We start from the raw sequence: 11986 nt of genomic DNA, 5'->3' as shown, positions 1-11986 counted from the left end.
ATCCGGCAAAAATGAAGAGGTGAGAAGTAAACATGTCTAAACCATTTGTCTGGCAGGAACTCTTTGTTCAGAGTAAAGATAATACCGAGTATGAATTACTGAGTAACCAGCACGTAACGGTAACGGAGTTAGACGGAGAGGAAGTGATTAAGGTGGCGCCTGAAGCGTTAACCTTATTAGCACAGCAGGCATTTTATGAGGCTTCATTTTTTCTGCGCGCCGGACATTTGAAACAGATAGCCAGCATTTTGCACGACCCGCAGGCCAGCGGTAACGATAAGTACGTCGCATTACAACTGCTGCGCAACGCTGAGGTTTCGGCCAAAGGCGTCCTGCCTAACTGTCAGGACACCGGGACGGCAACCATTGTGGCCTGCAAAGGACAACATGTCTGGACAGGCGGCGATGACGCCGAAGCCTTGAGCAAAGGCGTATATACCACCTTCACCGAAAACAATCTGCGTTACTCGCAAAATGCCCCGCTGGACATGTATACCGAGGTCAATACCCAGACTAACCTGCCAGCGCAAATCGACATCAGCGCCACGCCGGGTAATGAGTATAAATTCCTGTTCGTCAACAAAGGCGGCGGTTCTGCCAATAAGGCGGCGCTATTCCAGGAAACCAAATCCATTCTGCAGCCGGAAAAGCTCACAGCCTTCCTGATCGAAAAAATGAAATCGCTGGGTACCGCCGCTTGCCCGCCGTACCACATCGCTTTCGTGGTTGGGGGCTTGTCCGCCGATCAGGCGCTGAAGACAGCCAAACTGGCATCAACCAAATATTACGATAACCTGCCCACCAGCGGGAACGAGCTGGGTCAGGCGTTCCGCGATACAGCACTGGAAGCCGAACTGCTCAATGCCAGCCGCGAGTTTGGCATCGGCGCGCAGTTTGGCGGCAAATACTTTGCCCACGATATTCGCGTAATTCGCTTACCGCGCCACGGCGGCTCCTGCCCTATCGCCATGGCCCTCTCCTGTTCTGCCGACCGCAACATCAAAGCCAAAATTAACAAACACGGTATCTGGCTGGAGAAACTCGAGCATAACCCGGGCAAATTTATCCCTGATTCACAGCGGGTGGAAAATGGCGCCCAGACAGTTCAACTGGATCTGAACCGTCCGTTACGCGAAATCCTGCATGACCTTTCCGCCCTGCCCATCGGGACTCGTTTGTCGTTAAGCGGTCCAATTGTTGTTGCCCGAGATATCGCCCACGCAAACATCAAAGCGCGCCTGGATAACGGCGAACCGATGCCGGAATACATGAAAAAACATATCGTTTATTACGCCGGCCCCGCCAAAACTCCCGAAAACCAGGCCTGCGGTTCCATGGGGCCGACAACCGGCGGACGCATGGATGGGTACGTCGATGCTTTCCAGGCACAAGGCGGAAGTCTCATTATGCTCACCAAGGGTAACCGCAGTCAGCAGGTCACTGATGCCTGTCACAAACACGGTGGATTTAGCCTCGGCAGCATTGGCGGCGCAGCGGCTCTGCTGGCCCAGCAGTATGTGAAGAGCCTGCAGTGCCTTGAGTATCCCGAACTGGGCATGGAAGCGGTGTGGATGATGGAAGTTAAAAATATGCCTGCGTTCGTATTAGTAGATGACAAAGGCAATAACTTCTTCAGTCAGTTTGAGCAGCAGCATCGCTGCGCAACCTGCCCGGCAGGACATTAAGGAGCTATCATGGAAGCGCGAGCCAACAATGACCGACATCGCCAGCGTCAGCAGAAGCTGAAAGCGCAGGTTGATACCCGCGTGGCGGCGGCAACGGAGAAGAAAGGGATTCTGATTGTCTTCACCGGCAATGGTAAAGGAAAATCTACCGCAGCCTTCGGCACGGCGACACGCGCGGTTGGTCACGGAAAAACCGTTGGCGTCGCGCAGTTTATTAAAGGCCAGTGGGATAATGGCGAGTACAACACACTGCACCCTCTCGGCGTGGAGTTTCATATTATGGGTACCGGTTTTACCTGGGAAACCCAGAACCGGGAAGCCGATATCGAGGCGGCCACCGCTGTGTGGCAGGAAAGTAAGCGCATGCTGGCTGATGCGCATTACGATCTGGTCGTACTGGACGAACTCACCTATATGTTGGCTTATCACTATCTGGATACGCAGGAGGTAATCAGCGCCATCGAAAATCGCCCTGCCGACCAGAGCGTGATCGTCACTGGGCGCGGTTGCCATGCGCTGTTACTTGAACTTGCCGATACGGTCAGCGAGCTTCGCCCGGTTAAACACGCTTTTGATAGCGGCATTCAGGCACAGCCAGGGATCGACTGGTAATCGCTCTTTTGCCGGGTAAGGCGTTTACGCCGCATCCGGCGATTTACCCAAAACCGATACGCTTATCGGGCCTATGGTGAACACCGAAACCTGTAGGCCTGATAAGGCGCAAGCCGCCATCAGGCAGCCGACATCACGGATTTATTTAGCAACCAGTTGCGGAAGATCTCCAAATGAAGGGACTCTGATTTCTCCTCCCGCCACGTCATGATAAATCGATTCCCGGTACGCATTGGAACATCGCAAGGAATCACCATATCCCCACTATCCAGATCGTGCTGAATGGCAAAACGGGGGAGCAATGCGACGCCAAGATTGGAACGTACCGCCGCAATCAGCATCGACAACAGATCAAATCGCGGACCTTTATTCACCAGCGGACTGCTGACATCGGACAGCGCAAACCATTCCTGCCAGCCTTTGATGCGGGTACTTTGATGCAACAGCGGGTATTCGTTCAGCAGTTCATCGACGGACAGCTTCCGGTCCGGTTCAGCAAGCAAGCAACGGCTGCACACTGGCAGAATTTCCTCTTCGAACAGGTACTCGACCCCCGACCACGGCGAGTAAAAATCTTCCCGCATGATCGCTGCGTCATATTCCCGGTTAAGAAAATCACCAATATTCGCCAGAGAATGAATATTAACGATAATATCAGGATTGAGTTTATTGAACTCACGCAGGTTTGGGATCAGCCAGTGCGTACTGAACGTCGGGTTAACCGCCAGTTCGATCACTTGTACGGTCGGCTGCCATGTCATGATCGTCGTCGTATCTCGTTCAAGCTTGTTCAGTGTTTCTTTAACAATAGTTAAATAGTGTTTGCCTGCCGCATTTAAAAAAATGCGCTTTTTGGCATGATTAAATAGCGCTGTATTAAGAAAATCCTCTAGCGCATTCACCTGGCGGAAAACAGCACTTTGTGTTAAAGCCAGCTCTTCAGCTGCCCGGGTATAACTTTCGTGACGCGCAACCACTTCAAAAGTTACCAGCAACTCCGTTTTGGGTATTTTTCCTCTCATAACCTCTTCCATATGCAGCGTACAAAAATAGTTTAATTTATAAAAAATAATTCATATCACCCGAATAAACATCGAGTGTTATATTTTATTTCAGGCATTGATGTCATTGATCCAATCCATGATTTGTTCATACTGATGGCGGATAAATATTAACCAATAATACTCAAGCACAACAATAAACACAATTTAATTAAGGTTAAATTCAGACACATAGCGCCAATAAGTTCTTAATAATTTTTCAAGTCATCTTGTTTATTGTGGAAAAAACTTTGCGAGATTAATCAATATTATCCTTGTGATAATTTAGGAAAATTCAGCGTTATAACTTACAGGCAAACGACTGCTTTTAATCATTCTCCGGAGTGGTTCTGCCTTTTTTTGTTAGACGTGATAAAGGACACAATGTGAAAACTTTCGGAAAGGTCTGGCTCGTTGGCGCAGGTCCCGGTGATATTTCATTACTCACCCTCAAAGCAGTGATGTGCATTAAACAAGCAGATGTCATTATTTACGACAGGTTGGTCAATCCTAAGATTCTGGAATGGGCATCCGCTGACTGTGAGCTTATCAATGTCGGTAAGAATCCGGGATTTCATTGTGTGCCACAGGATGAAATCAACGCGCTTCTCGTTCAGTATGCCCAGACGCATCACAATATCGTGCGCTTAAAAGGGGGCGATCCCTACGTATTTGGTCGTGGGGCCGAAGAAGTTGAAGGGCTTATTGAGCCGGGGATCCCTTTTGAAGTCGTCCCCGGTATCAGTTCAACCATTGGGGGATTAACCTGTGCCGGGATCCCGGTAACACATCGCGATTACGCCTCTGGTTTTCACGTGGTGACCGGTCATACACGCGAAGGCAACCAGCAGCAGGACTGGCGCCAGCTGGCGAAACTTAACGGTACGTTGGTTATCGTCATGGGTATTGCGAATCTGGCGTTTATTTGTGAAGAACTGTTGATGGGTGGGAAACCGGCGGAGACGCCCGCGGCCATCATCATGTCCGCGACCCGGGAGAATCAGCGCCGGCTGACCTGTACCCTCGGCTCGTTACTGAGCAATGCGCAGGAAGCCAACATTACGCCGCCTGCACTGATCGTCATTGGCGATGTCGTCACGCTGAGCGATCGTCTGTCTTTTATTCCTACCGCTATCGACCTCCCTGAACATCTTTACTGCGAGAGTCTGGCGTGACGAAAAGACTGGGGTGATGTTTGATGCGCCGCCCGGAAAACGCGACAAAAATAGCTGGTTTGTGCGTACTGAAGTTTCCGGGCGATACTGTCTATTGAATGAACCGGATCGTGTAATAACTCCCCCGCCTTTTGCATTTTTTTCTGACTCACCCAGGTTTTAAAGTTAACGCCCTGGCGCTTCTTAAAAAATCGGCTGAAATAATTTGCACTTAAACAGACATGTGCCGCCACAGACTCCAGAGATAAGTCACTATACAGGTTATCATCAATATAACGCAGTGCCGCCAGTAGTTTTTTCTCATGACGAGAAAGCTCCGTTAAATAGTGCCGGACGTTACTTGTCGGTTTATCGAATACCACTTCAGATTGTTTTTTTTGCACCTCAAAATTGTTAACAATAAAATGCAATAAATTAGCCGATGCCACCAACGTATTATTATCAACCGCAACAAGCTGATCCCACTCGGCTTTTATTTGAGGATCACACATCCATCGTGATTCATCTTCAACAATGATGGTTTTATATTCCTGGTACTTAGCCCGAACCTGACCACAGATAATAAAACCATGCAGATTCTCCTCATAAATTAATGGTATGGAGAACAGACTTAGCCCTGCATGGCAGTTGAATATTCTGGGCTTACACTGTTTCAGTGCCTCAAAAACACACTGTTTATCGCACGTTTGGCAACCAACACTGTAGCGTTTATTCGATCTCATCAGCTTACAGAATGAATTAAAATTATGGCAATCAGAGAGAGCTCTGCCTGTAACATCAACGACTACCGTTGCTAACCCCGTCGCATTGGAGAAGACTTCTACTATAGAGAAAAAACATGGTAAGTAATCATCCTGAATTTTCAGCGACACGCCATCCTCCAACCTTAATATGATTAAAGGCGGTAATATGCAAAATCCAGGCAAAAGAAAGAATGATGCTCGCCGCAAAAAATAATCTCATTTGTGAAGATGATTGTGATCAAATTGCATGATGCGGGATGACAGAAAATAAAAAAGGCCATCATCAGATGGCCAACCATGTCGAAATTAGACCAGCCCTTGACCATGCAGAAAGCCAGGGCTGTATTTTTATGGCTTACTTAATAACGGTTTTCAGTGCTTCGCCGATATCGGCCAGGCTGCGAACGGTTTTCACGCCTGCAGCTTCAAGAGCCGCGAATTTCTCATCCGCTGTACCTTTACCGCCGGCGATGATGGCACCAGCGTGACCCATACGCTTACCTTTCGGCGCGGTGACGCCCGCGATGTAGCCAACCACCGGCTTGGTGACGTGATCTTTAATGTACGCAGCCGCTTCTTCTTCCGCGCTACCGCCGATCTCACCGATCATGACGATCGCTTCAGTCTGCGGATCTTCCTGGAACAGCTTCAGGATGTCGATGAAGTTAGAGCCCGGGATCGGGTCGCCGCCGATGCCTACACAGGTAGACTGGCCGAAACCGTAGTCGGTAGTCTGCTTAACTGCTTCATAGGTCAGGGTACCGGAACGGGAAACGATGCCCACTTTACCAGGGCGATGAATGTGGCCCGGCATGATGCCGATTTTACATTCGCCCGGGGTGATAACGCCTGGGCAGTTCGGGCCGATCATGCGCACGCCAGCTTCATCCAGCTTCACTTTCACGGTCAGCATATCCAGCGTTGGGATACCTTCGGTGATGGTGATAATCAGTTTGATACCAGCATCGATTGCTTCCAGAATGGAATCTTTGCAGAACGGTGCCGGAACGTAGATAACGGTGGCGGTTGCGCCCGTCGCTTCTACAGCTTCACGCACGGTGTTGAACACCGGCAGGCCCAGGTGCGTGGTGCCGCCTTTACCTGGCGTTACGCCGCCAACCATCTGCGTACCGTAAGCAATCGCTTGTTCGGAGTGGAATGTCCCCTGGCTACCGGTGAAGCCCTGGCAGATAACCTTGGTATCTTTATTAATTAAAACTGACATTATTTCCCCTCCACTGCGGCAACAACCTGCTGAGCTGCATCCGTCAGACTTTTCGCTGCAATAATATTCAGGCCGCTATCAGCCAGTTTTTTCGCGCCGAGTTCAGCGTTGTTACCTTCCAGACGCACCACGACCGGAACGTTTACACCTACTTCTGCTACCGCGCCGATGATACCGTCAGCGATCAGGTCGCAACGTACGATACCGCCGAAGATGTTCACCAGTACTGCTTTTACGTTGTCATCGGAGAGAATAATTTTGAACGCTTCGGTTACACGCTCTTTGGTCGCACCGCCGCCCACGTCAAGGAAGTTAGCCGGTTCGCCACCGTGCAGCTTAACAATGTCCATGGTACCCATTGCCAGGCCCGCACCGTTAACCATACAACCGATGTTGCCGTCGAGCGCTACGTAGTTCAGTTCCCACTGCGCAGCCTGCGCTTCACGCGGATCTTCCTGAGACTGGTCGCGCATTTCGCGCAGGTCAGCCTGGCGGAACAGCGCGTTGCCGTCAGCGCCCAGTTTGCCGTCGAGGCAGATCAGGTCACCCTGTTTGGTGACAACCAGCGGGTTGATTTCGATCAGCGCCAGGTCGCGCTCCAGGAAGATAGTCGCCAGACCCATGAAGATCTTGGTGAACTGCTGAACCTGTTTACCTTCCAGACCCAGTTTGAACGCCAGCTCACGTCCCTGGTAAGGCATTGGGCCTGCCAGCGGATCGAGTGCCACTTTGTGGATCAGATACGGGGTCTCTTCCGCTACTTTTTCGATTTCCACGCCGCCTTCGGTAGAGGCCATGAAGACCACGCGACGGGAGCTACGGTCAACCACTGCGCCGAGGTAAAGTTCTTTACCGATGTCGGTCGCTGCTTCAACCAGAATCTGATTTACCGGTTGACCATGGGCGTCTGTCTGGTAAGTAACCAGACGTTTACCCAGCCAGTGTTCAGCAAAAGCGCGAATGTCTTCTTTGCTGTTCACAACCTTCACACCGCCCGCTTTACCGCGGCCACCAGCGTGAACCTGACATTTCACTACCCACGGGCCAGCGCCGATTTTTGAAGCGGCTTCTTCTGCTTCACGCGGAGTAGTACAGGCATAACCCACCGGTGCCGGTAAGCCATAGCGGGCAAAAAGTTGTTTTGCCTGATATTCATGTAAGTTCATGTGTTCTGTCCATCCTTCAGGTAATCGTTATCTTTTACCCGTAGGTCTGATAAGCATCCAGACCTACGGGGCAGGTGATACTCTTATTAACTACACGTCCAGCAGCAGACGCGTTGGATCTTCCAGCAACTCTTTAATGGTTACCAGGAAGCCTACTGACTCACGACCATCGATCAGACGGTGGTCATAAGACAGCGCCAGATACATCATCGGCAGGATTTCAACCTTGCCGTCTACCGCCATCGGCCTGTCTTTGATGGCATGCATACCCAGGATGGCGCTCTGCGGTGGGTTGATGATCGGCGTGGACATCAGGGAACCGAACACACCACCGTTAGTGATGGTGAAGTTACCGCCCGTCAGATCTTCAACCGTCAGCTTGCCGTCGCGACCTTTGACTGCCAGTTCTTTAATATTTTTCTCGATGTCTGCCATACCCAGCAGATCCACATCGCGCAGGACCGGCGTTACCAGACCACGTGGCGTGGAGACCGCCATGCTGACATCAAAGTAGTTGTGATAAACCACGTCATCGCCGTCGATGGACGCGTTCACTTCCGGATAGCGTTTCAGCGCTTCAACAACCGCTTTCACGTAGAAAGACATAAAGCCCAGACGGATACCGTGACGTTTCTCGAACGCGTCACCGTACTGCTTACGCAGATCCATGATTGGCTTCATGTTGACCTCGTTAAACGTGGTCAACATGGCGGTGGAATTTTTCGCTTCCAGCAGACGCTCAGCTACGCGTTTGCGCAGACGGGTCATCGGAACACGTTTTTCACCACGCGCGCCCAGTTGAGCCTGTGGCGCAGGCGCAGCGGCCGGCGCTTTGGCTTCGGCTTTCGCCGCCGGAGCTTTCGCCAGATGTTTTTCAACATCTTCACGCGTGATACGACCGCCGACGCCAGTGCCGTTGATAGCGCTGGCTTCGAGGTTATGCTCACCCAGCAGGCGACGGATCGCCGGACTCAGGGCATCGTTGTTCTGCTCAGCAAGAGACGCCTGCTGGCGCTGTGCCGGAGTAGAATCTTTTTCTTCAGACTTAGCGCTGGTTTCTTTACCAGTGCTGTTGCCTTCACGCAGGCGACCAAGGATCTGGCGCGAAGTGACGGTTGTCCCTTCATCTTCCAGAACCGCATCAAGAATACCGTCCGCTGATGCCGGTACTTCCAGTACCACTTTGTCAGTTTCGATTTCTACCAGTACTTCATCACGACGTACTGCATCGCCCGGTTTTTTGTGCCAGGTTGCAACCGTTGCATCCGCTACGGATTCAGGCAGGTCGGGAACAAGAATATCTACGCTACTCATTATTTATCCTTTATTTAATCGACGTTCAGCGCGTCATTAACCAGATCTTGTTGCTGCTTCTGGTGAACGGACATATATCCTACTGCCGGAGAGGCAGAGGCCGGGCGACCTGCATAACGCAGAGCTGACCCAAATGGAATTACTTCACGGAAATGATGCTGGCTGCAGTACCATGCGCCCTGGTTGAGCGGCTCTTCCTGGCACCAGACAAAATCATGTACATGAGCAAACGGTTTCAGCGCTTCCTGCACCGCTTTATGCGGGAACGGATAGAGCTGTTCGATGCGCACAATGGCAACATCTTTTTGGTTGTTCTTGCGGCGTTGCTCCAGCAGGTCGTAATAAACCTTACCAGAACACATCACGACACGCTTCACGCCTTTCGGATCAAGTTCATCGACTTCGCCGATGGCTGGCAGGAAGGTGCCATTTGCCAGTTCGTCCAGCGTAGACACAGCCAGAGGATGACGCAGCAGCGACTTCGGCGACATCACCACCAGCGGACGGCGCATCCCACGCAGCGCCTGACGACGCAGCATGTGGTAGACCTGTGCCGGGGTAGACGGGACGCAAACCTGCATGTTTTGCTCAGCGCAAAGTTGCAGATAACGTTCCAGACGTGCAGAGGAGTGCTCCGGACCCTGACCTTCGTAGCCGTGCGGCAGCAGCATCACCAGACCGCACATACGGCCCCACTTCTGCTCGCCGGAAGAGATGAACTGGTCGATAACCACCTGCGCACCGTTGGCAAAGTCGCCGAACTGCGCTTCCCAGATGGTCAGCGTGCGCGGTTCTGCCGTGGCATAACCATACTCGAACGCCAGTACCGCTTCTTCAGACAGCACGGAGTCCCATACGCGGAACGTGCCCTGACCGTTATGCACATGCTGCAGCGGCGTGTAAGTTGAACCGTTCGCCTGGTTATGAATCACCGCGTGGCGGTGGAAGAAGGTTCCGCGACCGGAGTCTTCACCCGACAAACGTACCGGAATGCCTTCGTCAACCAGCGTGGCATAAGCCAGATTCTCTGCGCCACCCCAGTCGAACAGCTTCTCGCCTGCGGCCATGGCCTGACGGTCACCGTAAATTTTGGCAACGCGCGACTGCATTTCAACAGCTTCAGGCACGGTACTGATGCGTTTTGCCAGCTCCTGCAGACGCTTCATCTCAACCTTGTTCGGGTAGTTTTCGTCCCACTCGTGGTTGAGGTATGGCGACCAGGTGAAGGAGTGCATGTTCATTGGACGCCACTCTTTCACCACGCATTCGCCAGCATCCAGTGCGTCACGATACAGATTGACCATTTCGGTCGCATCTTCCAGCGTGGCGACTTTGTCCGCTTCCAGCTTGTCAGCGTAGATTTTACGCGGGGTCGGATGCTTTTTGATTTTCTGATACATCAGCGGCTGAGTTGCGCTCGGCTCGTCGGCTTCGTTGTGGCCGTGACGGCGGTAGCACACCAGATCGATGAACACATCGCGTTTGAAGGTGTTACGGAAATCCAGCGCCAGACGCGTCACGAAAGCGACCGCTTCCGGGTCATCCGCATTAACGTGGAAAATCGGCGCCTGAACCATCTTACCGATGTCGGTGCAGTACGGAGTAGAACGCGCATCCAGCGGGTTAGACGTGGTGAAGCCCACCTGGTTGTTGATGACGATACGCACGGTACCGCCCACTTCATAACCACGCGCTTTCGACATGTTCAGGGTTTCCTGAACCACGCCCTGCCCGGTAACTGCCGCGTCACCGTGAATGGTGATTGGCAGGACTTTATTGCTGCTCGGCTCGTCCAGACGATCCAGACGTGCACGCACGGAACCGATAACCACCGGGCTAACAATTTCCAGGTGCGACGGGTTAAACGCCAGCGCCAGGTGTACCAGACCGCCTTCGGTTTCGATATCAGACGAGAAGCCCATGTGGTACTTCACGTCACCGGTGCCGAGGTGTTCTTTATGTTTACCCGCAAATTCGTCGAACAGTTCCTGCGGGCGTTTGCCCAGTACGTTAACCAGAACGTTCAGACGACCACGGTGCGCCATACCCAGCACCACTTCACGGGTACCGCTGTTACCGGCGTGGCGGATCATCTCTTTGAGCATTGGGATTAACGCATCTCCACCTTCCAGCGAGAAGCGTTTTGCGCCCGGGAACTTCGCACCCAGGTAGCGTTCCAGACCTTCCGCTGCCGTCAGTTCGCTGAGGAAGCGTTTCTTCTCTTCACTACTGAACGCGGCACGGCCAGACTCAATACGCTGTTGAAGCCAGCGTTTTTCTTCGGTGCTGGTGATGTGCATATACTCGGCGCCAATCGGGCCGCAGTAGGTTTGTTTCAGCGCGACAACCAGGTCGCTCAGCTTCATCGTGTCTTTGCCGCCGGCAAAAGAACCTACGTTAAAGCTTTCCTGGAAATCCGCATCGGTCAGATCGTGGAAGGACGGATCCAGATCGGCCACATTTTCTTGCTGCCACAGTCCCAGCGGATCGAGATTCGCATGCTGATGACCGCGGAAACGGTAGGCGTTAATGAGCTGCAGGACTTTAACCTGCTTCACATTGGCATCAGGGTCGGAAATAGAAGAAGAGTAACGTGGGGTAATCAACGCCTGCCGACGGAAATAATCACGTGTTTTTGAGTGGAGTTGATCCGGTTTGACTCCGGTACCAGGTAACTGCTGGAACGTCGAACGCCAGTTAGCATCTACCGAGTCAGGGTCGGTTAAGAAGTCTTCATAGAGCTGTTCTATCCAGCTCTGGTTAGAACCAGAGAGGTAAGAAGAGTCCAACCAGGCTTTCAAAGCGCTGTTCTGCATCGTGATCCCTTAAGCATCTTTTCTGCTTATTTAATACTCTAAATAGATCACGTTTCAGGAAGGCGGCAAGCTTGCGAATCCCTGGGAGCTTACATCCAGTAAGTGACCGGGGTGAGCAAGTGCAGCCAACGCACATGCAACGTGATCTATGACGAGTATTTCGCCGTGGATACTACCACGCACACCGACGTGCGTGCCGGGGTTCACCTG

9 protein-coding genes are annotated in these 11986 nt (G+C 52.1%); 3 read left to right on the top strand and 6 right to left on the bottom strand.

All coding sequences use genetic code 11. The features are described from left to right. The first annotated feature begins 32 nt into the window (after positions 1 to 32). Positions 33 to 1685 carry a class I fumarate hydratase gene (locus JTI85_RS07710; RefSeq protein WP_048212248.1) on the top strand — a complete coding sequence of 551 codons (1653 nt, stop codon included), beginning with the start codon at positions 33 to 35 and terminating at the stop codon, positions 1683 to 1685. A gap of 9 nt (positions 1686 to 1694) precedes the next feature. Beyond that, complete coding sequence (gene cobO, locus JTI85_RS07705; protein WP_048212249.1) at positions 1695 to 2297, top strand: cob(I)yrinic acid a,c-diamide adenosyltransferase; 603 nt, start codon at positions 1695 to 1697, stop codon at positions 2295 to 2297. A 119-nt stretch (positions 2298 to 2416) separates the two neighbouring features. On the opposite strand, the gene JTI85_RS07700 is transcribed toward cobO, so the two are convergent. Further along, positions 2417 to 3319 (bottom strand): LysR family transcriptional regulator, encoded by a 903-nt coding sequence (locus JTI85_RS07700; RefSeq protein WP_048212250.1) that lies wholly within the window; start codon positions 3317 to 3319, stop codon positions 2417 to 2419. A gap of 404 nt (positions 3320 to 3723) precedes the next feature. Here JTI85_RS07700 and cobA point away from each other — a divergent pair, with 404 nt between their 5' ends. Next, positions 3724 to 4512, top strand: a complete 789-nt coding sequence (gene cobA, locus JTI85_RS07695; RefSeq protein ID WP_219352378.1) for a uroporphyrinogen-III C-methyltransferase — start codon at positions 3724 to 3726, stop codon at positions 4510 to 4512. Here cobA and JTI85_RS07690 read toward each other — a convergent pair. The 5 genes from JTI85_RS07690 to sucA all read right to left on the bottom strand — a co-directional run bounded on the left by JTI85_RS07690 (position 4491) and on the right by sucA (position 11776). Then, on the bottom strand, positions 4491 to 5384 hold the full coding sequence (locus tag JTI85_RS07690) for a PocR ligand-binding domain-containing protein (protein ID WP_219352376.1): 894 nt from the start codon (positions 5382 to 5384) through the stop codon (positions 4491 to 4493). The two genes, cobA and JTI85_RS07690, sit on opposite strands and share 22 nt — an antisense overlap. Positions 5385 to 5610: 226 nt before the next feature. Further along, positions 5611 to 6480, bottom strand: a complete 870-nt coding sequence (gene sucD / locus JTI85_RS07685; RefSeq protein WP_101742402.1) for a succinate--CoA ligase subunit alpha — start codon at positions 6478 to 6480, stop codon at positions 5611 to 5613. Next, positions 6480 to 7646 (bottom strand): ADP-forming succinate--CoA ligase subunit beta, encoded by a 1167-nt coding sequence (gene sucC / locus JTI85_RS07680; protein ID WP_219352375.1) that lies wholly within the window; start codon positions 7644 to 7646, stop codon positions 6480 to 6482. The genes sucD and sucC overlap by 1 nt, the downstream gene beginning before the upstream one ends. Before the next feature lie 90 nt (positions 7647 to 7736). Beyond that, complete coding sequence (odhB, locus tag JTI85_RS07675; RefSeq protein WP_003022925.1) at positions 7737 to 8960, bottom strand: 2-oxoglutarate dehydrogenase complex dihydrolipoyllysine-residue succinyltransferase; 1224 nt, start codon at positions 8958 to 8960, stop codon at positions 7737 to 7739. Between the two features lie 14 nt (positions 8961 to 8974). Further along, the gene (sucA, locus tag JTI85_RS07670) at positions 8975 to 11776 is read right to left on the bottom strand and encodes a 2-oxoglutarate dehydrogenase E1 component (RefSeq protein WP_219352373.1); all 2802 of its coding nucleotides are present in this window, start codon (positions 11774 to 11776) and stop codon (positions 8975 to 8977) included. Positions 11777 to 11986 lie beyond the last annotated feature (210 nt).

Origin of the sequence: Citrobacter sp. Colony219, assembly GCF_019382635.1 — a bacterium.
In the GTDB taxonomy this organism is placed as follows: Bacteria; Pseudomonadota; Gammaproteobacteria; order Enterobacterales; family Enterobacteriaceae; genus Citrobacter; species Citrobacter youngae.
The sequence above is the reverse complement of the archived record's forward strand: the minus strand, read 5'-3'. Positions and strand labels throughout refer to the sequence as shown.